Consider the following 24,550-nt stretch of genomic DNA (forward strand, 5'->3'; position numbering starts at 1 on the left):
CAACTGCGTTAGTCCGCTAAAAACAGCGGGCCCATTGGCGGTTTTGGAAGGTCAAAGCGATCCGGGTAGTCTACCGACACCAGATACAGCCCTTCCGCCTTCGCCGTTGCTGCCGCAAGCGTTCTGTCCTTCGCTGCCAGCAGTTCTGCAATCCAGCTCTCCGGCTGGTGTCCGGCGCCTACTTCCATCAGGCTGCCCACTATATTCCGCACCATATGATGTACAAAGGCATTGGCTTTGATATCCACCACCACATACGCGCCATAACGACTGACGGTAATGTGCATCACGTTTCGCCACGGCGTGCGCGACTGGCACTGAACCGCACGAAACGAGGTAAAGTCATTTTCACCGAGCAGAAACTGCGCGGCACGATGCATACGTTCGGCATCCAGCGGCTCATAAAAATGGGTCACGCCCTGGCTTAACACTGCCGGTCGCAGACGCTGATTGTAGATAACGTAACGATAGCGACGTGCCGTGGCGCTGAATCGCGCATGAAAATCATCCGGCACATCTTTCACCCAGCGCACCGCGATGTCACCAGGCAAATTCGCATTTACGCCCAGTGTCCATGCCGCATGTTTTCGCACCGCAGTGGTTTCGAAATGCACCACCTGGCCCGTTCCGTGTACGCCTGCATCGGTACGACCGGCGCACAGCACGCCGATCGGTTCGTTCGCCACCTGAGAGAGCGCTTTCTCCAGCTTTTCCTGAATGCTGCGCACTTCATTCTGACGCTGCCAGCCATAGTATTTGCTGCCGTCGTATTCAATGCCGAGGGCAATTCTATGAACGGGCTTTTGTTCCACTTCAGACATCCTTACAGGTACTCCTGCACCAGTTTCTCAGCGATTTTCACCGCCATCAGTGCGCCGCCAAAACGAACGTTATCGGCAACCGACCAGAACTGCACCTGTTCCGGCATTCCGTAATCGTTACGCACGCAGCCAATAGAGAGACGCGCATTGCCGGTAGCATCGCCCACCTGAGTCGGGAAGTCGGTTTCTTCACTTAATGAGATATCTTCCCCGCGCTCAAACGCATAACGCGCTTCTTCAGCAGCCAGCGGGCGCAGAGCTTCAAAGCTCACCATCTGCGCATGGCCGTAGAAGACCGGCGCACGCACGCAGGTGGCGGAAATAATCAGACCGTCATCCTGCAAAATTTTGCGCGTCTCATCGACGATACGACGCTCTTCACGCACGCTACCTTCGCGATCGGCCAGAATCGGCATCAGGTTGAAGGCTAACTGGCGACCAAAGAAATCGTCATCGTCTACTGGAATCCCGTTCAGCAGTTTGGCGCTTTGCCCAGCCAGCGCGTCGACGGCCTTTTTACCCTGCGCAGACACAGAAAGCAGACTGGTCACATTAATGCGCGCTAAACCGCCATCGTCGATCAGCGGTTTCAGGGCGGTAAGCAACTGACTGGTCAGGCTGTCCGGCACAGCGATGATGTTACGGTTACGGTAATCGGCCAGCACAAATGGATTCACGTCTGGCACCACAAGCGGCACGTCCGGCTCCAGTGAGAACAGACCGCTCAGGTCGATAACTAAACAGCCTGCGTTAGCCGCTTCTTCAGCGTAAGCTGCCGACGCTTCAGCGCCACCAGCAAAAAACGCCAGCTGCGCCTGCGTCCAGTCAAACTCCGCAACATCCTGCGCACGAACAGTTTTACCTTCATAGCGCAGGGACGTCCCGGCGCTCTCTGCGCGGGACAAAGCATAAATTTCTCCCACCGGGAACTGACGCTCCGCAAGTGTTTCGAGCAGGGCTTCGCCCACAGCGCCAGTGGCACCCAGTACGGCAATATTCCAGCCTTCAGACATGGTGGTTTACTCCAGAAGTGAAACGGCGTCCCTGCCAGATTATCTGGCAGGAAGCATTAAGAAGACATTAACGCGCCGGGTTATATGTGGCGTTGAACCCCAGTTGATTCAGTAACGTTGCAGCAGTGGCATCGTCACAGATGACATACAGGGAGGACCACTCGCGACGCTCAAGATAATTCTTGCGCAATTTGTCGAACTCGCCCGGAGTGCCCGCCACTTTACGCAGCAGCGCATCATCGCGGCGCACATCATACACTAAATGTACCAGCCTTTTTAGCGAAGACTCATCAAGCGATCCGTGCAATGTAATGCGACCAAATTCCGGCGCAGGCAACAGCGAATCCAACGACACCTGCTGCGGATTACCGATAAAAGCGCTATAGGCTTCAAACACCTGCGTCGTGCCGCGTGCTTTGCCTTCCAGGGTATATCCCGCGATGTGTGCCGTAGCGACATCGACGTGATTGAGCAGCGTGACATTCAGATCCGGCTCCGGCTCCCAGACGTCCAGCACCACGCTCAGATCCTGCCCCTCTTCCAGGCATTTCAACAGCGCCGCATTATCCACTACCGGACCACGGCAGGCATTTATCAGAATAGTGCCAGGCTTTAGACGGCGAATAAACACTTCATCAGCCAGATGCAGGGATTTATAAGGGCCGTCTTTGAACAGCGGCGTATGGAAAGTGATCACATCCGCCTGCTCGACCAGTTCATCCAGGGCGCGGAAATCACCTTCATCACCACGATCGGCGCGCGGCGGATCGCACAGCAGCGTGCGGATGCCGAGCGCTTCTAGACGTTTTTGCAAACGCCCGCCGACGTTACCCACGCCAACAATACCCACGGTGCGATCTTTCAGCGCAAAGCCATCGCGCTCGCCTAACATCAGTAAAGAAGAGAAAACATATTCCACGACCGCAATCGCGTTACAGCCCGGCGCTGCTGAAAATCCGATACCGGCCTGTGCCAGCCAGGCATCGTCCACGTGATCGGTTCCTGCCGTCGCTGTACCGACAAACTTGACGCTTTTGCCCGACAACAGCGTCTCATTTACTTTGGTCACCGAGCGCACCATCAGGGCGTCGGCATCGTCAAGTTCCGCCAGCGGAATCGGGCGGCCGGGGACAGCCTTAACGTCACCCAGGCGGCTAAACAGCTCACGGGCGTAAGGCATATTTTCATCAACAAGGATTTTCACGACAGAGTACCTGTTTGAGAGGAAGTTAACCGGGCAAGTGTGCCATAATCTCGCCGCCAGGCATACCCGAACGCCTTGCCTGGTTTACGGTGAGTAACGACTTTAAGGATTTTGACCATGCAGCCCATTTCAGGTACGCCGCCGCGCCCTCCCGGTGAAGGCCCCGTAACAGCTTCCGCCATTGGCGAACAGCCTTTATCGACGCAGCAGCGCACCGTTCTGGAGCGACTGATCACCCGTCTGGTTGCGCTCACCTCGCAGCAGAATGCGGAAGTTTGGGCGGGAATGAAGCATGATTTAGGGCTGAAAAATGACACGCCGTTGTTGTCGCGTCACTTCCCAGCCGCCGAGCAAAATCTCAACCTGCGCCTGAATACCGCGCAGCAAAATCACACGACTCGCCAGATTGTGTCCCAGCTTACCGAGTTGTTAAGCCAGGGAAATAATCGCCAGGCAGTAAGTGATTTTATTCGTCAGCAATTTGGCCAGACGGCGCTGAGCCAGCTCACGCCAGATCAGCTGAAAACCGTGCTGACGCTGTTGCAAAGCAACCAGCTTTCTATCCCTCAGCCGCAGCAGCGCCCTGCTACCGAGCGCCCATTACAGCCAGCGGAGCATAATACGCTCAAGCAGATGGTCACACGGCTGGCCGCCGCCACGGGCGAATCGAACAAACTTATCTGGCAATCAATGCTGGAACTTTCTGGCGTGAAAGCCGGAGAGCTGATCCCGGCGAAACAATTTACCCATCTGGTCACCTGGCTGCAGGCGCGCCAGACGTTGAGCACGCAAAGTGCACCGACGCTGCATACCCTGCAGGCGGCGCTTAAGCAGCCGCTGGAACCGCGTGAATTTGAAGCGGTGCGCGAATATGCTCAGCAGAACTGGCAGGTGACGCCGCAAACGGTGCTGACCACCGCGCAGGTGCAGGATTTGCTCAATCAGATATTCATTCGCCGCGCCGAACGCGATGGCGGAGTGCCAGAAGCACGCAACATTCAGCCGATTTATAGCCCACTGTTTGCCCCGGTGGTCGAAACGATGAAATCGCTGTCGGCACGTCCAGGGCTGATGTTCATTGCGCTGATGATTGCCCTGGCGCTCTTCTGGCTGGTTGCCTGAGTCGTTAAACATCCAGCGGACGAAATAACGGGTTTTGTAGGTCGGGTAAGGCGCAGCCGCCACCCGACAACCCCGCTCAGCGCTTACGAAACGCGATAATCGTCACCACAATCCCCACCACCGCCGAAACCGCCCCGGCCAAAAACACCGACGGATAACCAAATGACGTTGCCAGTACGCCCGCCAGCGGACCGGTGATACCGTAAGAGATATCCTGGAACGCCGCATAGCCGCCGAGCGCGGTTCCGCGAATCTGCGGCGCGACGCGTTTTACCACTTCCACGCCGAGTGCGGGGAAGATAAGCGAGCAGCCGCAGCCCGTTAACGCCGCGCCCAGTAACGCTATCCACGCCACCGGAGCTTGCCACAGGAGCAGCAGGCCGAGGGTTTCGATAACCAGTGAAACCACAGCCACTTTGACACCGCCAAAACGATCCGGCATCCAGCCGAACAACACGCGCATAAGAACGAATGCGCCACCGAATGCGGTCAGCGTGAAACCCGCCATCGCCCAGCCGCGACTCATAAAGTAGAGCGAGACAAAGGTGCCAATCACCGCGAAACCGACGCCCTGCAGCGCCAGTCCAAGACCCGGCTTCCAGATTTGCCCTACCACGCTCCACAGCGAAGGACGCTCGCCTTTGTGCGCGGGCACTTTACGCACCGTGCCATTAAAGGCCCACGCCACCAGCGGCAGGACCATCGTCGTTCCCGCCAGCGCGGCAAAACCGAAATGGCTGTGGATCAGCAGACCCAGCGGAGCGCCTGCGGCGAGTGCCCCGTAGATAGCCATCCCGTTCCAGGACATCACTTTTCCTGACCGCGTCGGCCCGACCAGCCCCATGCCCCAGGTGAGCGTCCCGGTCAGCAGCTGGCTTTCGCCAAAACCGAGAATTAAGCGCCCAACAATCAGCAGCGCGAACTTATAGAAGGCATCCACCGGCAATAGTGCCGCCAGAAGCCAGGCGCCGCCCGCCAGCCCACAGGCAAACATCCCCTGTAACGCGGAGCGTTTTGCGCCATGCTGATCGGCCAGTCGCCCGGCATAGCCACGGGTCAGAACGGTGGCTAAAAACTGAATCCCCACCGCGACGCCCACCAGGGTATTGCCGTAGCCCAGCTCCTGATGCACAAATAAGGGGATTACCGGCAGCGGCAGGCCGACGGTCAAATAGGTAAGAAACACCGCGAATGCGATGCGAAACAGCGAGACATTCGCTGAAGCCGTTTTTTCGGTTTGGGTTACTGCGGTCATGCGTTACTCCGAAATAAAGAGTAAGGCGGGGAAATGCCACGCCCCCTCTACCTGATGATCAGGATTAAGGTGCGTTGGTTGACGTTAAACGCTTACGCATTATCAAAATGATAATGTTGAAGCCGAAGTTTGCCTTTTCAGTCAACCGATTGTCAACGCATAAAAAAAGGAGCCCTCAGGCTCCTTTTTCACATCAGCGGAAAACTTACGCTTTCAGCTTACGCATGACCAGAGTGGCGTTGGTACCGCCGAAACCGAAGCTGTTAGACATGACGGTCGTCAGCGCCTGCTCAGTCGGTTTAGTGACGATGTTCAGGCCAGCAGCCTGCTCATCCAGCTCTTCAACGTTGATGCTTGGGGCGATAAAGCCGTGTTCCAGCATCAGCAGAGAGTAGATGGCTTCCTGCACGCCAGCGGCACCCAGAGAGTGACCGGTCATCGCTTTGGTTGCGGAGATTGCTGGGCTGTTGTCGCCGAAGACTTCGCGGATAGCACCCAGCTCTTTCACGTCGCCGACCGGAGTCGAGGTACCGTGGGAGTTCAGGTAGTCGATTGGGGTATCAACACCGTCCATCGCCAGCTTCATGCAGCGCACAGCGCCTTCACCTGATGGAGCAACCATATCTGCGCCATCGGACGTTGCGCCGTAGCCAACAACTTCTGCATAGATGTGTGCGCCACGCGCCAGAGCATGTTCCAGCTCTTCAACCACAACCATACCGCCGCCGCCAGCGATGATGAAACCATCACGGTGCGCATCATAAGTACGGGAGGCTTTTTCTGGTGTTTCGTTGTATTTGGTGGAGAGTGCGCCCATTGCGTCAAACTCACACGCCATTTCCCAGCACAGCTCTTCGCCGCCGCCAGCAAAGACGATGTCTTGTTTGCCCAGCTGGATCTGCTCAACCGCGCTGCCGATGCAGTGTGCGGAAGTCGCACATGCGGAACTGATGGAGTAGTTCACACCGTGGATTTTGAACGGCGTTGCGAGGCACGCAGAAACTGCAGACGCCATCGCTTTGGTCACGACGTAAGGACCGACCGCTTTCAGGCCGCGCGGACTACGCATAGCGTCTGCGCCGAATACCTGAGATTTAGAAGAACCACCGGAACCTGCGATCAGGCCCACGCGCGGATTGTTCTGATAAACATCTTCTTTCAAACCAGCATCTTCAACAGCCTGCTGCATTGAGAGGTAAGCGTAGATAGAGGCATCGTTCATGAAACGGACCACTTTGCGGTCAATCAGACCGGTGGTGTCCAGTTTGACGTTACCCCACACGTGGCTACGCATGCCTGAATCTTTGAATTCTTGAGAGAAAGTGATCCCCGAGCGTCCTTCACGCAGAGATTCCAGGACTTCCTGCTGGTTGTTACCGATGCTGGAAACGATGCCCAGGCCAGTAATCACTGCACGTTTCATTCAATACCTCTGTCATTCACACTAGTAAAGTTTCGAGTCGCACAATAGCGTACACTTGTACGCTGAACAAGTCCGATCAGCCAATTTCTGTGGAAATTTGCACCATCGGGCGCACATCGTTAAGATCGTGCCACTGCCTGTCAGACGAGTAACTTACGTGAAACAAAACGCCATACAACCCGCCAACCTTGAGTTCAATGCTGAGGGTACACCTGTTTCCCGAGATTTCGACGATGTCTACTTCTCTAATGATAACGGACTGGAAGAAACCCGTTATGTTTTCCTCGACGGTAACCAGCTCAGTGCCCGCTTCCCTGTGCATCCGCGCAGCCAGTTTGTGGTCGCGGAGAGCGGTTTTGGCACCGGATTAAACTTCCTCACCCTCTGGCAGGCGTTTGATCAGTTCTGCGAGGCGCATCCCGACGCTACGCTACAAAGATTACATTTCATCAGTTTCGAGAAATTCCCCCTCACCGCCCAGGATTTGAGGCTGGCTCATCAACACTGGCCGGAACTGCGCGTCTGGGCCGAGCAGCTACAGACCCGGTGGCCGCAGCCGATCGGCGGGTGCCATCGTTTAGTACTGGACGATGGGCGAGTGACGCTCGATCTGTGGCTCGGGGATATCAACGATCTGACGGATAAACTCGACGATTCACTGAATCAGAAAGTCGACGCCTGGTTTTTAGATGGCTTTGCCCCGGCGAAAAACCCGGACATGTGGAGCGAGAATTTGTTCGCGGCGATGGCGCGACTGGCCCGCCCTGATGCGACGCTTGCCACCTTTACCTGCGCCGGATTTGTGCGCCGTGGTTTGCAGGAAGCCGGTTTTACCATGCGTAAAACCAAAGGATTTGGCCGTAAGCGAGAAATGCTGACGGGCGTAATGGAACAGGACAATACTCAGCCTGCACGCACGCCGTGGTTTGCCCGCAGCGGCGCGGAAAAACGTGAAACGGCGATTATTGGCGGCGGTATTGCCAGCGTATTGTTGTCGCTCGCTCTGATTCAGCGCGGCTGGCAGGTGACTTTGTACTGCGCCGATCCCGCGCCCGCCGCAGGTGCCTCCGGCAATCGCCAGGGCGCGCTGTATCCCCTTCTTACCGCCCACGATCCGGCGCTCAGCCAGTTTTTCCCGGCGGCGTTTACCTTCGCCCGCCGTCTGTACGACGCCCTGCCGGTGAAATTTGACCATCAGTGGTGCGGCGTGACGCAGCTCGGCTGGGATGAAAAAAGCCAGCGCAAGATCGACCAGATGCTGAGCATGGGAATGCCCGCGCAAATTGCCACGGCGGTGGATGCGCAGCAGGTTCTGGAAAATAGCGGTTTGCCAACCGAATGCGGCGGTATTCATTATCCGCTGGGCGGCTGGCTGTGCCCGGCAGAGCTGACGGCGGCAGCCATGACACTTGCGCAGTCGCAGGGGCTGACCGTGCATTTTGGCTATCAACTTGAGTCGTTCGAGCGTCGGGACGACAGCTGGCAGCTGCGCTTTAGCAGTGGCTCAGAAGCGCTGCATTCCAGCCTGGTACTGGCAAACGGTCATCGCATTGGCGACTTCCCGCAGACAGAAAATCTACCGGTTTATCCGGTTGGCGGCCAGGTCAGCCATATTCCCACGACGCCACAGCTGAAAAAACTACGCCAGGTTCTGTGCTACGACGGCTACCTGACACCGCAAAACCCGGCTAATGGTCATCACTGTATTGGCGCAAGCTATCATCGCGGTCAGACGGAAATTCAGTACAGCGAAGAAGATCAGCAGCAAAACCGCCAGCGCCTGATCGACTGCTTCCCGCAGGCGGAGTGGGTAAAAGAGGTCGATGTTAGCGACGCGAATGCGCGCTGCGGTATTCGCTGCGCCACCCGCGATCATCTGCCGATGATTGGCAATGTACCGGATTACGCCGCGACGCTGACCACCTATGAGGATCTGACTGAAAACCAGGAATCAGCAGCCAGTGCACCTGTGCATCCAAACCTATTTATGCTCGGTGCGCTGGGTTCGCGCGGATTGTGTACCGCCCCGCTGGCGGCAGAAATTCTGGCTTCGCAGATGAGTGAAGAACCGATCCCGATGGACGGCGTTACGCTGGCAGGACTGAACCCGAATCGACTGTGGGTACGGAAATTATTGAAGGGTAAGTTAGTTAAACTGGGTGCGGCCTGATGCCCTCACCCCTGCCCTCTCCCACGGGAGAGGGAGAAAACATTAAAAACGACAACTGGCGTTGCCGTTTTGCTTTTACCTTGTGCGGTTGGATGCTCTCACCCCGGCGCTCTCCCACGGGAGAGGGAGAAAACACTAAAAACGACAACCAAAGGTTGTCGTTTTGCTTTTACCTTGTGCGGTTGGATGCCCTCACCCCGGCCCTCTCCCACGGGAGAGGGAGAAAACACTAAAAACGACAACCAAAGGTTGTCGTTTTGTTTTTACCTCGCAGCGCCACCGGGCAAAACATTTACTTCAGATTCGCCTGCTGGAACAAATTGTCCCACATGCCCAGCACCAGAGACTGGTCACGCGGCGAAAGCTCACCCGCCTGAATCGCTTTTTCCAGACCACGGCTCACTTCAGCGTGGACCGCTTCAGGTGAGTGATCGTCGCCTGCTTCAAGTTCCGCAACGGCAAGCGTCAGGTGACCACGCAGATAACCGCTGGCAAACAGTTCATCGTCACTGGCGTGTTCCACCATGTCATCAATTAACGCCAGAATGCGTGATTCAAATTCTGCGATCATCTTCTTTCCTCAGTTAAGATCTTCCGGCCACGGGAAGAGTTCCGCCTTTAATTCCGGCGTGTGGTAATAATTCTGTAGTGCCTTGATGAAACGCGCCGGTCGCTCCGGGATGCCTTTCTCAAGATATTCCATCACCTGCGCATGAACGCGGCGCTGGAAGGTAATGCGATCCGGCTCGCAATCGCCTTCGAGATTGTCGCAGCTGACGTTGAACGGGAAACCTGCCGCCACGCAAAACAGCCAGTCGAAGGCCTGCGGTTTAACTTCCACATCTTCAAACTGCCCTTGCTTCGTGGCATCACGCCCGTCCGGACAATACCAGTAACCAAAATCCACCAGCTCGCGGCGCGCTTTCCCGGCGATACACCAGTGGGAAATTTCATGCAAACCGCTGGCATAAAAACCGTGCGCGAAAACAATCCGGTTGTACGGCGCGTCGGCATCAGCAGGAAGATAGATCGGTTCGTCGTCGCCTTTAATCAGACGGGTATTAAAATCATCAGCAAAACAGCCGTCGAAGATCTCAATCAGCTGCTCATATTTATGCGTACTGTTCATTAGTTCATCCCCAACCAGTGGAGGATCTCCTGTCCGTGGCTGTCATAAAGAAGTTTGGCACTCATCACCGCCGACACAATCACAATCATCGGGCGAATAAGCTGTTGCCCTTTGCTCAATACCAGACGCGAGCCGACGCGCGCGCCTAAAAACTGCCCGACCATCATCACAAAGCCGGTCGCCCAAATCACCTTGCCGCCAATAATAAACAGCAGCAGACCGCCGAGGTTCGAAGTAGCGTTGAGTACTTTGGCGTGGGCGGTGGATTTGGCGAGATTAAAACCGGCCAGCGTGACAAACGCCAGCGCATAAAACGAACCCGCACCGGGGCCGAAGAAGCCATCGTAAAAACCGACGCAACCACCGGCAATGAGGGCAAACGGCAGGCCGTGCAAGCGACGTTGTCTGTCCTCTTCACCCAATTTTGGCATCAGTAAAAAATAGAGACCAATGCAGATCACAAGGATTGGTAAAATCTGGCGCAAAATGTCCGACTGCACGTGCTGGACCAGCAGCGCACCGCTGGTAGAGCCGATAAAGGTCATCAGAATATTGAGTTTCTGATCGGCAAGGCTGACCACTTTACGACGAATAAAGTAGATCGACGCGGAAAGCGAACCGCCGCAGGCTTGAAGCTTATTGGTCGCCAGCGCCTGAGCCGGACTCATGCCCGCCGCCAGCAGCGCAGGCACCGTGAGCAATCCGCCTCCACCCGCCAGCGCATCGATAAATCCCGCCAGCATCGCGACAAAAAACAGCACCACCAGCAACAGCGGCGACACCATAAACAGATCGACGAAATTATCCATTACAGTACATGCTCATCCAGTAGCGCCTGGCAGGAAGGCGGCAACGGAGGCGGTGTCTTCTTCTCAGGCTTGGTGGTTCCAGGTTTTGCTGGCTCAAACCAGCTCTGCAGCTCGGCTCCGCAGCCATCTCCCGGCGGCGGTAACGGCTGATCTTCACATTCGAGGCTGTTCGCCGGGCAACGCAGACGCACGTGCATATGCGCACGATGCTGGAACCACGGGCGCACTTTACGCAGCCAGTCGCGATCCGTTCCGGCATCGAGGCACAGCTGCTGTTTGATCGCCGGGTTCACGAAGATGCGCGTGACGTCGTTATCTTTTGCAGCCAGTTTGATCATGCTGGAAACTTCCGGTGACCACAGGGATGGCACTACGCTTTTGCCATCGCGCGCCACTAAATCCAGCGCCTGCGGTTTCAGCAGTTGCGACGAGCTCCAGCGTGTTTTCGGCAATTGCAGGAAAATATCAACATCCAGACCGGACTGATGGCTGGCGTGACCGCCGTTGAAGCGACCGCCCGCTGGCATTCCCATATCGCCAATCAGCATCGTCCCCATCCCCAGGTTGTGCACCTGGTTACCCAGACGCTGGATAAACAGCACCAGATCCGGATGACCAAAGTAACGACGCTGATCGGTGCGCATCACCTGATAGGTATCAGATTGCAGTGGTAAATCTTGCGCGCCCACAATACAACCGTTGGCAAACGCGCCGATCGACTGGGCGCTGCCCGCGATCGGATGGGTAATTTTCTGCCACGGGGTGGCTGCCAGACTGGCTCCGCTGGCGAGCAGTGCCAGCAGAGCAATAGCGGTTTTTTTCATGTTTACCAGCGTGGAAGAGGGGCCGTAACGTCCGCATTCTGCGCGCGCTGGCGCAGGAAATGATCCATCAGCACAATCGCCAACATCGCTTCTGCGATCGGCACCGCACGGATACCCACACACGGGTCGTGACGCCCTTTGGTGATCATCTCAACTTCTTCGCCAGAGCGGTTAATAGTGCGCCCCGGAACGGTAATGCTGGAGGTTGGTTTCAGCGCAATGTTGGTCACAATTTGCTGTCCGCTGCTGATACCGCCCAGAATGCCGCCCGCGTGGTTGCTCTGGAAACCGTCTTTGGTGATTTCGTCGCGGTTCTGGCTGCCGCGCAGCGCCACCACGTCAAAACCGTCGCCAATCTCAACGCCCTTCACCGCATTGATGCTCATCATCGCGTGGGCGATGTCTGCATCAAGGCGATCGAAGACCGGTTCACCGAGGCCCGGCGGAACGCCGTCTGCCACCACGGTCACTTTCGCGCCGATGGAGTCGCCCTCTTTTTTCAGGCCGCGCATCAGTTCGTCCAGCGCATCAATTTTGTCGGCATCCGCGCAGAAGAACGGGTTCTGTTCGACCAGATCCCAGTCTTTGATCGCCAGTGGAATGTCGCCCATCTGGGTCAGGCAGCCGCGGATCACGATGCCAAATTTCTGCGACAGATATTTTTTTGCGATAGCGCCTGCGGCCACACGCATGGCGGTTTCACGCGCCGAAGAGCGCCCGCCGCCGCGATAGTCGCGAAAACCGTATTTTTGTTCGTAGGTGTAATCAGCGTGTCCTGGGCGGAAAACGTCTTTAATCGCGCCGTAGTCCTGGGAACGCTGATCGGTATTTTCAATCAGCAGACCGATACTGGTGCCGGTGGTACGGCCCTCAAAAACGCCGGAGAGAATTTTGACCTGGTCCGGCTCGCGACGCTGCGTGGTGTAGCGCGAGGTCCCCGGACGGCGACGATCGAGATCGTGCTGTAAATCGGCTTCGGTCAGTTCGATGCCAGGCGGAACACCGTCCACGATGCAACCCAGCGCCAGGCCGTGAGACTCACCGAAAGTGGTTACACGGAATAATTGTCCAATACTGTTTCCTGCCATCACGGCTCCGTTGTCGTTGTTCTGTGTTTGAGCAATGTGAAACGGGCCGAAGCCCGTTGGATTAATCTTTATAGATGCTGAAGTATTCGCGCGCGGCGATGAGCTGCGCTTTGGTCAGCATGAAGACGCCTTCGCCACCGTTGTCAAATTCAAGCCAGGTGAACGGCACGTCCGGGTACTGCTCCATCAGATGTACCATGCTGTTACCGACTTCACAAATCAGAATGCCGTCATCGGTCAGATAATCCGGGGCACAGGCCAGAATGCGGCGCGTCAGCTTCAGGCCGTCAGACCCGGACGCCAGGCCGAGTTCTGGCTCGTGGCGATATTCGTTTGGCAGATCGGACATATCTTCTGCGTCAACGTACGGCGGGTTGGTGACAATCAGGTCATATTGCAGTTTTGGCAAGTCACGGAACAGATCGGAGCGGATTGGCGTAACGTGATGAATCAGACCGTGTTCTTCGATGTTGTGTTCGGTAACGGCCAGCGCGTCGGTGGAGATATCCACCGCGTCAACTTCCGCTTCCGGGTAGGCGTACGCGCAGGCAATCGCGATACAGCCGCTGCCGGTACACATATCCAGAATGTGCTGCGGCTGATGGTCGATCAGACCCGCGAAGTGGTTGTTGATCAGCTCACCAATCGGTGAGCGCGGCACCAGCACACGTTCATCAACATAGAATTCGTGGCCGCAGAACCAGGCTTTATTGGTGAGATAAGCGACCGGAATGCGTTCGTTAACGCGGCGAATCACGCGCTCAACGATGCGGTGTTTTTCGCTGGAGGTCAGACGTGCTGTGCGCATGTCCTCTGGAATATCCAGCGGCAGATACAGGGACGGCAGAACCAGTTGAACCGCCTCATCCCACGGATTTTCCGTACCATGACCGTACCAGATGTTGGCGGCGCTAAAGCGGCTGACGGACCAACGCAACATGTCCTGAATGGTATGCAGTTCGTTTACTGCTTCATCGACAAAAATTTTATCCATTATTCTCTCCAGGGCATGCTTGCTTAATTTTCGGCGGCTAGTTTGCCATGAAGACGGCGATAAATCAGCACTGCGAGGGCGTGGGATAGGTGAAAAAATGCGTTTTGCTTGCGGCTCGCTCAGGTAAACTAAGGGAAATAAGAAATGAGACGGACTAATGAAAAAGAAAATGCCGCTTAGCGAGGAGGATCAGACGCTCTTTCGCCAGCTCATGAGCGGGACGCGCAAAATCACTCAGGACACGATTGTCCACCGCCCGATCCGCAAAAAAGTGACCGAAGTGCCAGTGAAACGGCTGCTGCAGGAACAGGCCGATAACAGCCACTATTTTTCAGACGAATTTCAGCCGCTGCTGAACACGCAGGGCGCGGTGAAATATGTGCGGGAAGATGTCAGCCATTTTGAGCTGAAAAAGTTACGTCGCGGGGATTATTCGCCAGAGCTGTTTCTCGATCTGCACGGTCTGACGCAGATGCAGGCAAAGCAGGAATTGGGCGCGCTGATTGCGGCGTGTCGTCGCGAGCACGTGTTTTGCACCTGTGTGATGCACGGCCACGGGAAGCATATTCTTAAGCAACAAACGCCGTTGTGGCTGGCTCAGCATCCACACGTGATGGCTTTTCATCAGGCGCCAAAAGAATACGGCGGAGATGCCGCGCTACTGGTGTTGATTGAAGTTGAAGAGTGGCAGCCACCGGAGCTGCCCTGAAAGGCAGGCGGGTGGCACAGGCTACCCGCCAGATCATTCGTCACGTCAGATAGCTTTTGCCATCTTCAAATTGCACGGACTCATTTGCCAGTTAAATACCCCTTTGCCGCTTTCGTCGAGGGTGACGTTAGCAATGGCCGAGGTAGTAAACATCGGTGGCGTTTCGCCGGGGCACAGTTCAGACACCAGGTAGCCGACCAGCGGCAGATGGGAAATCACCAGTGCAGAAGCGACACCTTCATTGCACAGCGCCTGAAGATAAGCGCTGACAAGACCCACATCGCCGCACGGAGTGAGTTCAGGAAGAACATCCACGCCTTTAGGCAGGTTCATACATTCCCCTACCACATCCAGCGTCTGCTCGGCCCGCAGGAAAGGGCTCACCAGTACACGATCGATATCCACTTTTTGGCCCTTGAGCCAGGTCGCCATTTGACGGGATTCGTCACAGCCACAGGTGGTCAAAGGACGAACAGAGTCACTGGCAGCATCGAGTGCCGCGTCGCCGTGACGCATGATAAAAACTTGCATATTGCACCGCTTTTGTTAACCAGGATCACCGGCGTTGACTACCCGCTATAACAGCAAAAAAGGTAGAAAACCCGATGGCCGGGCATTGTGCCTGATCCATCTGATGAATGAAACGCTGTTTTTTACCTTAATGGTGTAAGTATAGTCAATATCTGTTTACAAAATCACCAAAACAGGTTCATTCACCGTTGGATATACTCTTGTTGGACCTTAAGTTACGAGGTCAGTTTCCTCTGTCGGCCAAAAGTGCAGATTATTTTCTGCCATCCGCATTAAAGGTTCACACGGGGTAAACCGCGGACCATAAAGCGATGCCAGACGCTGCAATATTGCCACAACTTCACCCGCGCCCAGACTATCCATATAGCGGAACGGGCCACCCAGGAAAGGTGGAAAACCAATGCCAAACACGGCGCCAATATCGCCGTCTCGCGCACTTCTAACGACCTGCTCGTCAAAACAACGAGCCGCTTCGTTGAGCATCATCATGACGCAGCGCTCAGCACATTGCTGTGCTGACAGTTTCCCCTGGCCGCTGGCGCGAATAAGCCCATAAACCGAGGGGTCGACCTGTTTCTTGCTTTTACGCCCTTTAACTGCGTAAAGATAGAAGCCGCGTCCATTTTTTCTGCCTTTGCGATCGTCATTCAGGATCGTAGAAACAATGTTTGCAGGCGGGCTAAAACGTTCTCCATAAGCCGCTTCTAACACAGGTATAATTTTAGTGCCTGTGTCTATTCCAACCTCATCCAAAAGTTGGATTGGACCGACAGGAAAACCAAACTTCACTAAGGCTTCATCGATGTGATCGATTTTCTCGCCTTCGGTCAGCAGCCGCATGGCCTCATTAATATAAGGCGCGAGAATACGGTTGACGTAAAAGCCGGCCTTGTCAGCGACAACAATCGGCGTTTTTCCCTGCAACTTAGCGAGCTTCACCACCGTTGCCACCGTTTGTGCGCTGGTTGACGCATGGGGAATAACCTCCACCAGCGGCATTTTTTCGACCGGGCTAAAGAAGTGCAAACCGATTACTTGCTCCGGGCGTGCTGCTTTCTCCGCAATATCGCCAATCGGCAACGACGACGTGTTTGAGGCAAAAATGGTGTGCGGCGCGCAGTGTTGTTCCACTTCCGCGACCATCTGCTGCTTGAGATTCAGATCTTCAAACACGGCTTCAATCACCACATCACGATGCTGAAAACCACTGTAATCGGTGGTGCCGGAAATCAGCGCCAGTTCTTTATCGCGTTCACTGGCTTTGATATGGCGGCGTTTGACCTTTTGATCAAGGTGCTGCCAGCTGTATTGCAGGGCATGGTTGATGCCCTTGGGATTGATGTCTTTAATACGTACCGGCAATTTGCCTTTGCTGGCTGTCACGAATGCAATTCCACCGCCCATCAACCCACCGCCGAGCACACCAATGGCAGTGAGCGGCGCAGGAGAAGCATCACTTCCGGGATCTTTTTTCACGTCGGTGCTGGCAAAGAAAATGCTGCGCAACGCCTGAGATTGCGGCGTCATTGCCAGCTCACCAAAGGCTTTGGCCTCTGCCGCATAGCCACTGCTGCTGCCCTGCGACAGACCGGTTTCAATCACACTCAGAATGCGTTTGGTCGCCGGGTAGTTGCCTTTGGTTTTTTGCTCGGTTTTCTTGCCAACCATATTAAACAGCAGCGCGCGCCCAAGCGGCCCTGCCAGAATACGTTCACGTACCGGCAAATGACGACTGGCCTGACGCCCTCTTAGCGCCAGCTCAACTGCCGCTTCCAGCAGAATCGAGTGAGGAACCACTTCGTCCACCAGCCCGGCTTTTAATGCCTGACGAGGGCGCAGCTGTTTACCGGTTAGAATCATCTCCAGCGCAGTACTCACACCAATCAGGCGCGGCAAACGTTGGGTTCCCCCTGAACCCGGTAACAGCCCAAGCTGTACTTCGGGCAGGCCGAGCACGGTTTTCGCATCATCCGTGCAAATTCGGCTGTGGCAGGCCAGCGCCAGCTCCAGACCGCCGCCAAGACACGCGCCGTGGATCGCCGCGATCACCGGGATCGGCAATCCGTGGATCTCAGCCATGATCTGCTGTCCCTGACGAGCGAGCTCTTCGGCCTCCATCGCACTGTTAGCGCGGGCGATCATATTAATATCTGCCCCCGCGATAAAATTATCTGGCTTGGCTGAGATAAAGATCAGCCCGCGAATCTCTTTGTTTTCACGAATTTGCTTGAGGATAGCCCGCACCTGAACACCAAACTCGGCTTTCAGGGTATTCATTTTCTCGCCCGGCACGTCGATGGTGACGACAGCAATATTGTCCAGACGGACTTTCAGGGAAAAAGCGGAAGTCGTTTCCATTATTCAGCCTCCAGAACCATCGCCGCGCCCAGGCCACCCGCCGCGCAGGCGGTAACCAGACCAAAACCGCCGCCGCGACGGCGAAGTTCATGCAGCGTTTGGGTGATCATACGTGCGCCGGTAGCCGCAAACGGGTGGCCGTAAGCGATGGAGCCGCCCAGCACATTAAATTTGCTCTCGTCCACTTCGCCGGTGGCATGAGCGCGGCCCAGCACGTCGCGGGCAAAGCGTTCGCTGGCCAACAGTTGCAGGTTCGCGAGCGTTTGTGCGGCAAAGGCTTCGTGCATGTCGATCAGAGTTAAATCAGCCATCGTTAATCCGGCGCGTTCGAGCGCCAGTGGAGTAGACCATGCCGGCCCCAGCAGCATGTCCTGCCAGACGTCGATAGCAGTGAATGCATAGCTGCGCAGATAACCCAGCGGAACCAAACCCAGCTCTTTAGCGCGGGACTCCGTCATCAGGATCACTGCTGCCGCACCGTCGGTGAGCGGCGTGCTGTTCGCCGCCGTGACGGTACCGTGTTTGCGGTCAAACGCCGGACGCAACTTTGCATAATCCGCCAGCGTTGAGTTCCCGCGAATGTTGTTATCTTCAACGAGAGGCTCACGGAATGGCGGAATGTAGGCCGTCATGACTTCGTCGGCGAGTTTGCCCTCTGACCACGCCAGCGCCGCGCGTTGATGTGAACGATGCGCCAGCGCATCCTGCTGTTCGCGCGTAATGCCGTACGTTTTTGCCATTTGCTCGGCGGTATCGCCCATTCGCAGGCCGGTAGAGTATTCCGCAACCGCAGGCGGCACAGGCGCGAGATCGCGCAGGCGAAGGCGTGAGAAAAGTTTGAGGCGCTGCCCCATCGTGCGAGCTTTGTTGACGTCTACCAGCACGCGAGCCAGCTTTTTACTGACGCCAATTGGCAGAACGGACGAGGAGTCAGCCCCGCCCGCAATGCCCGCACGAATAGTCCCGGTGATCAGGCTTTCCGCCACGTTGGCGACGGCCTGGAAGCTGGTCGCACAGGCGCGACTGACGCTGTAGGCGTCCGTATGGACGTTCATGCCGGTGCCGAGCACGATTTCGCGGGCGATGTTGGGCGCTTCGGGCATTTGAACCACCTGCCCAAACACCAGCTGTTCGATAACCTCAGGGGGTATTTCGCTGCGTGCCAGCATCTCCCCCACCACCATTTTCCCCAGATCGACAGCCGGTATTCCGTGAAATGCCGTCGCCTGACGTGCAAACGGAGTACGCAATCCACTGACAATGGCAATGCGATCACCCTGACGGGTGACGAGCGGTAATGCCTGACTCATAACAGTCCCCTGTAAATAACCTATGCGCAAAGTGGTCTGACCTGATAACAGTTTTAACCATATTTTTACATTGAGCCAATCGGGGAAGCTAAAAATTGCGAGGTAAGGCACAGAGAAGAAAAAGAAAATGCCCCTGCATAGCAGAGGCATTTGAGATGTTTTTTATCGGGTAGCGCTTCGCTTACCCGACCTACAATTTCGTAGGCCGGGTAAGGCAAAGCCGCCACCCGGCATAATTACTTAGAAAATTAACGCAGACCGAGCTGGAAAATCAGCGTTTCGGCTTCACACGCAAAAATGAAATCGATGTCGAGTTGCACACCGCCTTCCACTTCCGTGAAGGTCGATTTGATTTCACAAGGATCGGATTCCACGTCGCGCGCGCGTTTCGTCAACGCGGTCAGGGTTTCTTCAGCATCCGAACGTTTGCTAAATACACGGCTGTAAGACGCGGTGCAATCGGTGTTATCCATAATGGTACCGACATCCATACAGCAGCAAACCGGGGTTTCATCAGCACTGCATTTACTCATAGCTCAAGTTCCTCTGCGTTTTCGCGCACGGCGCGAGATAAATACGTTGCTGATATTTTACGCCCTGGCTGAAGGTCTCTCCAGCCGTTAATGGCGCAAATGGGGATAAGTGACCGATATCACACTAAAAAATGATCTGGCGCAAAAATCACCCTTTCTGATGAGTGCGGGTGGTCGCATTTTTGCCACATAGATCTCGTTTCAAAAAACATCTTTGAAAAACTTCAGAAACAAACTTGCAACATCCCATCTGGTCCGACCTATACTCTCGCCACTGGTCTGATTTCTAAGTGTTACCACAGACCCTACACTTCGCGCTCCTGTTACTGTATGTAACATATATTGCATAAAAATAACTCAATGAGGTTATGGTCATGAGCCAGAAAACCCTGTTCAAAAAGACTGCGCTGGCAGTCGCAGTGGCAATCGTATCAACGTCCGCCTGGTCAGCGGGCTTCCAGCTTAACGAATTTTCTTCCTCTGGCCTTGGCCGTGCATATTCCGGGGAAGGCGCCATTGCCGATGACGCAGGCAACGTGAGCCGTAACCCGGCGCTGATCACCATGTTTGATCGCCCTACCTTCTCTATGGGTGCCGTCTATATCGATCCCGATGTCAACGTCACCGGGAAATCCAATTTAACCGGGCAGAGTGCTAACCAGGACAACATCGCGCCAGTCGCCTGGGTTCCTAACATGCACTTTGTTATGCCAATCAACGATCAGTTTGGTTGGGGTGCGTCTGTGACCTCCAACTACGGTCTGGCAACAGAATTTAACGACAGCTACGCGGCCGGCATTTACGGCGGCAAGACCGACCTGCAGACCATCAACCTGAACCTGAGCGGTGCTTATCGCCTGGACAGCAACTGGAGCTTCGGTGTGGGCTTTGATGCTGTTTACGCAAAAGCGAAAATTGAACGCTATGCAGGTTCCCTCGGCCCTCTGCTGGCGAGTCAGCTGCAAGGCCGGGTTCCACCCTCCATGCTGGACGGCATTAGCTCTCCAGACGACCAGATCGCGTACCTGAAAGGCGACGAGTGGGGCTTCGGCTGGAACGCAGGCATCCTGTATGAGCTGGACAAAAACAACCGTTGGGGCTTCACCTACCGTTCAGAAGTCAAAATCGACTTCGACGGCGACTATAAAAGCTCCATCGATCCGAACCTGAGCAACATCTTTGCCAGCATGGGTCTGACCGGCCTGCCAGCAGGTACCGGCGGCAGAACCCAGAACGGCGCACTGACGCTGAACCTGCCTGAAATGTGGGAAGTGTCTGGTTATAACCGCGTTGCACCACAGTGGGCTATTCACTACAGCCTGACCTACACCAGCTGGAGCCAGTTCCAGGAACTGAAAGCGACCGGCAACGACGGCCAGACGCTGTTCTATAAAGATGAAAGCTTCAAAGATGCTTATCGTATCGCGCTGGGTACTACCTACTACTACGATAAGAACTGGACCTTCCGTACCGGTATCGCGTTCGATGACAGCCCAGTTCCGGCTGACAAGCGTTCCATCTCTATCCCGGATCAGGACCGTCTGTGGCTGAGCGCCGGTATGACTTATGCGTTTAACGACGATGCATCTATCGATGTGGGCGCGTCTTATATGCACGGTCAGAACGTCAGCTTCACCGAGGGCGAAGGCCCTGCAGCGTACACCTTCAAATCTGAAGGTAAAGCCTGGCTGTTCGGTACCAACTTCAACTACGCGTTCTAAAAGCGTCGTTATTAAAAAAGGTGAGCATTTGCTCACCTTTTTTATTTATTCTTTATCTATCTCAGAAAGCTCATTCTCGATAGCCTTGGCGTTCGGATTATCTTCTGGTTTCAGCTTGCCGCCGCTAGCAATGAAGTCATGATTCTGGAAGTAGGCTTCGCGGACCATAATGTACGGGTCGGAAGACTGACGCAGCAGGCCGTCCGAATCCAGCAGTTGAGCGCGGGTCTCGATACCTTCCACGGTCCATTTGCCAATCGACAGCGGCCAGGTCAGCCACGACAGCACCGGATAAAGGGTATCGACCATGTCGCCACCGTCATCACGAATCGTAAAGCTGCCATAAAACGGCAATTGCATATACGGGCCGTAACCGACGCCATAGCTGCCGAGTGTGCTACCAAAGCGATGCGGCTGCTCACGCTGCAACTTCTGATTCGCCATTCCCGCCACATCAATAAAGCCACCCATCCCTAACAGGCTGTTCAGGAAGAAGCGGGTGAAATGCACCATCCCCTGATACGGATCGCCCTGCAGGAAGAAGTTCACCATGACAGCAGGCTCTTCCAGGTTACTGGTGAAGTTGCTCAGACCATTTCGAGCCGGTTGCGGAACGTAATCACGCCATGCCACAGCAACCGGACGAACCAGATACGGGTCCAGCACGTTGTAGTTAAAGCTATACATGGATCGGTTGAACCCTTCTAAGGGATCGGAGCGCCCTGTTTGCTCGCCCGAGCTGGCACAGCCCACGAGCAACGTGGTGCCCAGCGCAAGCGCCGACAGCCGAAGTTTCATATATTTCTCCCTGTTAGTATGGCTATCGTTGACTGCCATCCGAAACGGAACGCCGCGCGCTCCGCTAACATACGTGCAAGTGATTGTAACAGCACGTTTCTGGATGTCCACGCACACAATGACGGGCAGTCAGCTGCCATCACTCTGATCTCAGCATAGCCTGGCTTTTTCATTTCATTTCTTTGCCAATTTTATCCTGTGTCAGAAGTCGATGTATCACGTTTATTGCCATTGCCAGGAAAATAAGAGCATCCCCACGGGCAATGGCCGGAAAACCGCTACGATTACTGTTATGACAACGCAGCGAGACGCTTCTGATGGACGAACTGAACGCAGAAAAAATCGATAAACATACTGACGAGCTGGAAGTGGAAAGTGAAGAAAAACAGCACGGGGGCAAAATCGAGGTCGATGAGGACCGGCTTCCCTCACGGGCGATGGCGATCCACGAACATATCCGTCAGGACGGCGAAAAAGAGCTTGAGCGCGATGCGATGGCGTTACTGTGGTCAGCCATTGCCGCCGGGCTGTCGATGGGGGCATCGCTACTGGCAAAAGGGATATTCCACGTCCAGCTAGAAGGCGTGCCGGGCGGGTTTCTGATTGAGAATCTGGGCTACACCTTTGGGTTTGTGATTGTCATTATGGCGCGCCAACAGCTGTTTACGGAGAACACTGTCACAGCAGTTCTGCCCGTTATGCAAAAGCCCACGTGGGGGAACTTCGGGCTTCTGATGCGCCTGTGGAGCGTGGTGCTCCTGGGGAATATCATCGGCACGGGCGTCGCCGCCTGGGCGTTCGAGTATATGCCAATATTTGATGAGCCTACCCGTGATGCGTTTGTCAAAATCGGCATGGACATCATGAAGAACACCCCGCTCGAAATGTTCTCCAACGCCATTATCTCTGGCTGGATCATCGCCACTATGGTCTGGATGTTCCCCTCTGCCGGGGCTGCCAAAATCGTGGTGATTATCCTGATGACCTGGCTGATCGCGCTGGCAGACACCACACATATTGTCGTCGGCACGGTGGAAGTTCTGTATCTGGTGTTCAATGGCACCCAACACTGGAGCGATTTTTTCTGGCCTTTCGCCCTGCCAACGCTGGCGGGTAATATCTGTGGCGGAACCTTTATCTTTGCCCTGCTGAGCCATGCACAAATCCGCAATGATATGTCCAACAAGCGTAAGGCTGAGCTGAAGGAAAAGGAAAAATCTCAGCAAAACAACGTCGATAATCCAAAAAAAGCGGATTAAACGGCGACTCTTTAAGCAGTCAGGCGGTATCGAGCTTAACGCTAAGTATAAATAGGGCTATACTCGTGCCGCTTCGTCCCCTTAGTTAAATGGATATAACGAGCCCCTCCTAAGGGCTAGTTGCAGGTTCGATTCCTGCAGGGGACACCATTATCACCTCTCAGTAAGTCTAAGACATTCTATAACTCACTGATTTAAATCCTAATCACTCATATCACTCGTCCAATAAGGTGCCATTATTTCTAATGGAATCTATACATCTTTGCGTATAAGATTGTGTATAACTGAGTTCGATCTTTTTTCTATACACATGCTGCTATCTGACATACAAATAAAACGCGCAAAACCAAAGGATAAGCCCTACACGTTGAACGATGGTATGGGGTTATCACTACTTATTGACACCACTGGCAGTAAAGGTTGGCGCTATCGTTACCGCTTTGCAGGAAAGCCCAAGATGATTTCCTTCGGCGTATACGGTGATGTATCGCTTGCACAAGCGCGTGCTAAACGTGATGAAGCTCGTTCGATGTTGGCCAAAGGGATCAACCCCAGCGAGGCCAGAAAGGCTGTAAAAATTGCGTTGCAGTTTGCACATGAGAACAGCTTTGAATCTGTAGCAAGGGAATGGCATGGTTCAAAAAAAGCCACCTGGTCAGAAGGGTACGCAAAAGAAGTTCTCAATTGCATGGAAAAGGACATTTTCCCTTTTATCGGCCAACGTCCAATCGAACAGATTGAACCGCTGGAGCTGCTTACCGTTCTGCAAAAGATTGAGAAAAGGGGTGCTTTGGAGCAAACCAGTAAGATCCGCCGCCGTTGTGGTGAGGTTTTACGTTATGCCGTCGCCACTGGCCGGGCCAAATATAACTTTGCACCTGACTTAGCTATTGCGCTCAACAAGCCCCAAACGCAACATTTCCCGTTCCTGACAGAAAGTGAATTGCCTGCTTTTGTTAGCGCTCTGGAGAACTATCAAGGCAGTTTAGTAACCAAGTACGCCACACAGCTGCTTATGCTAACAGGTGTGCGTACAATCGAACTGCGTGCAGCAGAATGGGCTGAATTTGATTTAGAAAATGCCTTATGGGAAATCCCCAAAGAGCGCATGAAGAAACGCCGTCCTCATCTGGTTCCATTATCTACTCAGGCACTGGGTATTCTGAAACAGTTGCAAGCCATTACTGGGAATTACAGCCTCGTTTTTCCTGGCCGCAATGATGTCAGAAAACCGATGAGTGAAGCCAGCATCAACAAAGTGATAAAACTACTTGGCTATCATGGTCGGTTAACGGGCCACGGTTTTAGACATACAATGAGCACTATTTTGCATGAGCATGGTTTCGAAAGCGCCTGGATTGAAATGCAGCTTGCGCATGTTGATAAAAACTCTATTCGTGGGACCTATAATCATGCGCAATATTTAGTAGCAAGACGAAGGATGCTCCAATCTTACGCTGATTCTATTTATAAATAGCT

22 protein-coding genes and 1 tRNA gene are annotated in these 24,550 nt (G+C 54.7%); 7 read left to right on the top strand and 16 right to left on the bottom strand.

What is annotated here, in order from left to right:
• Nucleotides 1–8: 8 nt before the first annotated feature.
• The 3 genes from truA to pdxB all read right to left on the bottom strand — a co-directional run bounded on the left by truA (nt 9) and on the right by pdxB (nt 3,038).
• The gene (truA, locus tag JBO43_RS05425; protein ID WP_202673852.1) at nt 9–821 is read right to left on the bottom strand and encodes a tRNA pseudouridine(38-40) synthase TruA; all 813 of its coding nucleotides are present in this window, start codon (nt 819–821) and stop codon (nt 9–11) included.
• Nucleotides 822–823: 2 nt separating this feature from the next.
• Nucleotides 824–1,834: an aspartate-semialdehyde dehydrogenase gene (locus tag JBO43_RS05430; protein WP_095282784.1), complete on the bottom strand. Its 1,011-nt coding sequence runs from the start codon at nt 1,832–1,834 to the stop codon at nt 824–826.
• A 67-nt stretch (nt 1,835–1,901) separates the two neighbouring features.
• On the bottom strand, nt 1,902–3,038 hold the full coding sequence (gene pdxB / locus JBO43_RS05435) for a 4-phosphoerythronate dehydrogenase PdxB (RefSeq protein WP_202673853.1): 1,137 nt from the start codon (nt 3,036–3,038) through the stop codon (nt 1,902–1,904).
• Between the two features lie 117 nt (nt 3,039–3,155).
• Here pdxB and flk point away from each other — a divergent pair, with 117 nt between their 5' ends.
• Entirely contained in the window at nt 3,156–4,160 is a 1,005-nt protein-coding gene (gene flk / locus JBO43_RS05440) for a flagella biosynthesis regulator Flk (protein ID WP_095282786.1), read from the top strand.
• Between the two features lie 76 nt (nt 4,161–4,236).
• On the opposite strand, the gene JBO43_RS05445 is transcribed toward flk, so the two are convergent.
• Complete coding sequence (locus JBO43_RS05445; RefSeq protein WP_202673854.1) at nt 4,237–5,415, bottom strand: MFS transporter; 1,179 nt, start codon at nt 5,413–5,415, stop codon at nt 4,237–4,239.
• 205 nt (nt 5,416–5,620) lie between these two features.
• Complete coding sequence (gene fabB / locus JBO43_RS05450; protein ID WP_095282788.1) at nt 5,621–6,838, bottom strand: beta-ketoacyl-ACP synthase I; 1,218 nt, start codon at nt 6,836–6,838, stop codon at nt 5,621–5,623.
• Nucleotides 6,839–6,995: 157 nt separating this feature from the next.
• Between fabB and mnmC the strand changes: the two genes are divergently transcribed.
• Entirely contained in the window at nt 6,996–9,008 is a 2,013-nt protein-coding gene (gene mnmC, locus JBO43_RS05455; RefSeq protein WP_202673855.1) for a bifunctional tRNA (5-methylaminomethyl-2-thiouridine)(34)-methyltransferase MnmC2/FAD-dependent 5-carboxymethylaminomethyl-2-thiouridine(34) oxidoreductase MnmC1, read from the top strand.
• A gap of 292 nt (nt 9,009–9,300) precedes the next feature.
• Here mnmC and JBO43_RS05460 read toward each other — a convergent pair whose 3' ends face one another.
• The 6 genes from JBO43_RS05460 to prmB form a co-directional block, all read right to left on the bottom strand.
• Complete coding sequence (locus JBO43_RS05460; RefSeq protein ID WP_100779413.1) at nt 9,301–9,579, bottom strand: YfcL family protein; 279 nt, start codon at nt 9,577–9,579, stop codon at nt 9,301–9,303.
• A gap of 9 nt (nt 9,580–9,588) precedes the next feature.
• Nucleotides 9,589–10,137: an elongation factor P hydroxylase gene (locus JBO43_RS05465; RefSeq protein WP_202673856.1), complete on the bottom strand. Its 549-nt coding sequence runs from the start codon at nt 10,135–10,137 to the stop codon at nt 9,589–9,591.
• Entirely contained in the window at nt 10,137–10,946 is an 810-nt protein-coding gene (locus JBO43_RS05470; RefSeq protein WP_095282792.1) for a sulfite exporter TauE/SafE family protein, read from the bottom strand. Before JBO43_RS05470 ends, JBO43_RS05465 begins: the two co-directional genes overlap by 1 nt.
• Nucleotides 10,946–11,770, bottom strand: coding sequence for a penicillin-insensitive murein endopeptidase (gene mepA, locus JBO43_RS05475; RefSeq protein ID WP_202673857.1), 825 nt, complete (start codon nt 11,768–11,770; stop codon nt 10,946–10,948). The genes JBO43_RS05470 and mepA overlap by 1 nt, the downstream gene beginning before the upstream one ends.
• Nucleotides 11,771–11,772: 2 nt before the next feature.
• Complete coding sequence (aroC, locus tag JBO43_RS05480; protein ID WP_202673858.1) at nt 11,773–12,858, bottom strand: chorismate synthase; 1,086 nt, start codon at nt 12,856–12,858, stop codon at nt 11,773–11,775.
• Nucleotides 12,859–12,919: 61 nt separating this feature from the next.
• Complete coding sequence (gene prmB, locus JBO43_RS05485) at nt 12,920–13,852, bottom strand: 50S ribosomal protein L3 N(5)-glutamine methyltransferase (protein ID WP_202673859.1); 933 nt, start codon at nt 13,850–13,852, stop codon at nt 12,920–12,922.
• Nucleotides 13,853–14,009: 157 nt separating this feature from the next.
• Between prmB and smrB the strand changes: the two genes are divergently transcribed.
• Complete coding sequence (gene smrB / locus JBO43_RS05490) at nt 14,010–14,561, top strand: endonuclease SmrB (protein ID WP_095282796.1); 552 nt, start codon at nt 14,010–14,012, stop codon at nt 14,559–14,561.
• A 45-nt stretch (nt 14,562–14,606) separates the two neighbouring features.
• Here smrB and sixA read toward each other — a convergent pair whose 3' ends face one another.
• The 4 genes from sixA to JBO43_RS05510 all read right to left on the bottom strand — a co-directional run bounded on the left by sixA (nt 14,607) and on the right by JBO43_RS05510 (nt 19,293).
• Nucleotides 14,607–15,092, bottom strand: coding sequence for a phosphohistidine phosphatase SixA (sixA, locus tag JBO43_RS05495; protein ID WP_095282797.1), 486 nt, complete (start codon nt 15,090–15,092; stop codon nt 14,607–14,609).
• 210 nt (nt 15,093–15,302) lie between these two features.
• Nucleotides 15,303–17,450: a fatty acid oxidation complex subunit alpha FadJ gene (fadJ, locus tag JBO43_RS05500; protein WP_202673860.1), complete on the bottom strand. Its 2,148-nt coding sequence runs from the start codon at nt 17,448–17,450 to the stop codon at nt 15,303–15,305.
• Nucleotides 17,450–18,760, bottom strand: coding sequence for an acetyl-CoA C-acyltransferase FadI (gene fadI, locus JBO43_RS05505; RefSeq protein ID WP_103947238.1), 1,311 nt, complete (start codon nt 18,758–18,760; stop codon nt 17,450–17,452). The genes fadJ and fadI overlap by 1 nt, the downstream gene beginning before the upstream one ends.
• 248 nt (nt 18,761–19,008) lie before the next feature.
• The gene (locus JBO43_RS05510) at nt 19,009–19,293 is read right to left on the bottom strand and encodes a YfcZ/YiiS family protein (protein ID WP_095282800.1); all 285 of its coding nucleotides are present in this window, start codon (nt 19,291–19,293) and stop codon (nt 19,009–19,011) included.
• A gap of 374 nt (nt 19,294–19,667) precedes the next feature.
• Between JBO43_RS05510 and fadL the strand changes: the two genes are divergently transcribed.
• Complete coding sequence (gene fadL, locus JBO43_RS05515; RefSeq protein ID WP_095282801.1) at nt 19,668–21,014, top strand: long-chain fatty acid transporter FadL; 1,347 nt, start codon at nt 19,668–19,670, stop codon at nt 21,012–21,014.
• Between the two features lie 45 nt (nt 21,015–21,059).
• Here the strand turns inward: fadL and mlaA are convergent, their stop codons facing one another.
• Nucleotides 21,060–21,812 (bottom strand): phospholipid-binding lipoprotein MlaA, encoded by a 753-nt coding sequence (mlaA, locus tag JBO43_RS05520; protein WP_095282802.1) that lies wholly within the window; start codon nt 21,810–21,812, stop codon nt 21,060–21,062.
• A gap of 317 nt (nt 21,813–22,129) precedes the next feature.
• Between mlaA and JBO43_RS05525 the strand changes: the two genes are divergently transcribed.
• The 3 genes from JBO43_RS05525 to JBO43_RS05535 all read left to right on the top strand — a co-directional run bounded on the left by JBO43_RS05525 (nt 22,130) and on the right by JBO43_RS05535 (nt 24,548).
• Nucleotides 22,130–23,071, top strand: a complete 942-nt coding sequence (locus tag JBO43_RS05525; protein ID WP_202673861.1) for a formate/nitrite transporter family protein — start codon at nt 22,130–22,132, stop codon at nt 23,069–23,071.
• Nucleotides 23,072–23,146: 75 nt separating this feature from the next.
• Nucleotides 23,147–23,221, top strand: a tRNA-Arg gene (locus JBO43_RS05530).
• 160 nt (nt 23,222–23,381) lie between these two features.
• The gene (locus JBO43_RS05535) at nt 23,382–24,548 is read left to right on the top strand and encodes a tyrosine-type recombinase/integrase (protein WP_202673959.1); all 1,167 of its coding nucleotides are present in this window, start codon (nt 23,382–23,384) and stop codon (nt 24,546–24,548) included.
• Nucleotides 24,549–24,550: the final 2 nt, after the last annotated feature.

Origin of the sequence: Lelliottia jeotgali (assembly GCF_016771845.1) — a bacterium.
Taxonomy (GTDB): Bacteria; Pseudomonadota; Gammaproteobacteria; order Enterobacterales; family Enterobacteriaceae; genus Enterobacter; species Enterobacter jeotgali.

Excerpts from the sequence above, each read along its gene's own strand:
- aroC (WP_202673858.1), bottom strand. The coding sequence starts at position 12,858 with ATGGCAGGAAACAGTATTGGACAATTATTCCGTGTAACCACTTTCGGT.
- mepA (WP_202673857.1), bottom strand. The coding sequence starts at position 11,770 with ATGAAAAAAACCGCTATTGCTCTGCTGGCACTGCTCGCCAGCGGAGCC.
- smrB (WP_095282796.1), top strand. The coding sequence starts at position 14,010 with ATGAAAAAGAAAATGCCGCTTAGCGAGGAGGATCAGACGCTCTTTCGC.
- JBO43_RS05510 (WP_095282800.1), bottom strand. The coding sequence starts at position 19,293 with ATGAGTAAATGCAGTGCTGATGAAACCCCGGTTTGCTGCTGTATGGAT.
- flk (WP_095282786.1), top strand. The coding sequence starts at position 3,156 with ATGCAGCCCATTTCAGGTACGCCGCCGCGCCCTCCCGGTGAAGGCCCC.
- JBO43_RS05470 (WP_095282792.1), bottom strand. The coding sequence starts at position 10,946 with ATGGATAATTTCGTCGATCTGTTTATGGTGTCGCCGCTGTTGCTGGTG.
- JBO43_RS05465 (WP_202673856.1), bottom strand. The coding sequence starts at position 10,137 with ATGAACAGTACGCATAAATATGAGCAGCTGATTGAGATCTTCGACGGC.
- JBO43_RS05525 (WP_202673861.1), top strand. The coding sequence starts at position 22,130 with ATGGACGAACTGAACGCAGAAAAAATCGATAAACATACTGACGAGCTG.
- fadJ (WP_202673860.1), bottom strand. The coding sequence starts at position 17,450 with ATGGAAACGACTTCCGCTTTTTCCCTGAAAGTCCGTCTGGACAATATT.
- prmB (WP_202673859.1), bottom strand. The coding sequence starts at position 13,852 with ATGGATAAAATTTTTGTCGATGAAGCAGTAAACGAACTGCATACCATT.
- fadL (WP_095282801.1), top strand. The coding sequence starts at position 19,668 with ATGAGCCAGAAAACCCTGTTCAAAAAGACTGCGCTGGCAGTCGCAGTG.
- truA (WP_202673852.1), bottom strand. The coding sequence starts at position 821 with ATGTCTGAAGTGGAACAAAAGCCCGTTCATAGAATTGCCCTCGGCATT.
- fabB (WP_095282788.1), bottom strand. The coding sequence starts at position 6,838 with ATGAAACGTGCAGTGATTACTGGCCTGGGCATCGTTTCCAGCATCGGT.
- JBO43_RS05535 (WP_202673959.1), top strand. The coding sequence starts at position 23,382 with ATGCTGCTATCTGACATACAAATAAAACGCGCAAAACCAAAGGATAAG.
- JBO43_RS05460 (WP_100779413.1), bottom strand. The coding sequence starts at position 9,579 with ATGATCGCAGAATTTGAATCACGCATTCTGGCGTTAATTGATGACATG.
- mlaA (WP_095282802.1), bottom strand. The coding sequence starts at position 21,812 with ATGAAACTTCGGCTGTCGGCGCTTGCGCTGGGCACCACGTTGCTCGTG.
- fadI (WP_103947238.1), bottom strand. The coding sequence starts at position 18,760 with ATGAGTCAGGCATTACCGCTCGTCACCCGTCAGGGTGATCGCATTGCC.
- JBO43_RS05430 (WP_095282784.1), bottom strand. The coding sequence starts at position 1,834 with ATGTCTGAAGGCTGGAATATTGCCGTACTGGGTGCCACTGGCGCTGTG.
- JBO43_RS05445 (WP_202673854.1), bottom strand. The coding sequence starts at position 5,415 with ATGACCGCAGTAACCCAAACCGAAAAAACGGCTTCAGCGAATGTCTCG.
- sixA (WP_095282797.1), bottom strand. The coding sequence starts at position 15,092 with ATGCAAGTTTTTATCATGCGTCACGGCGACGCGGCACTCGATGCTGCC.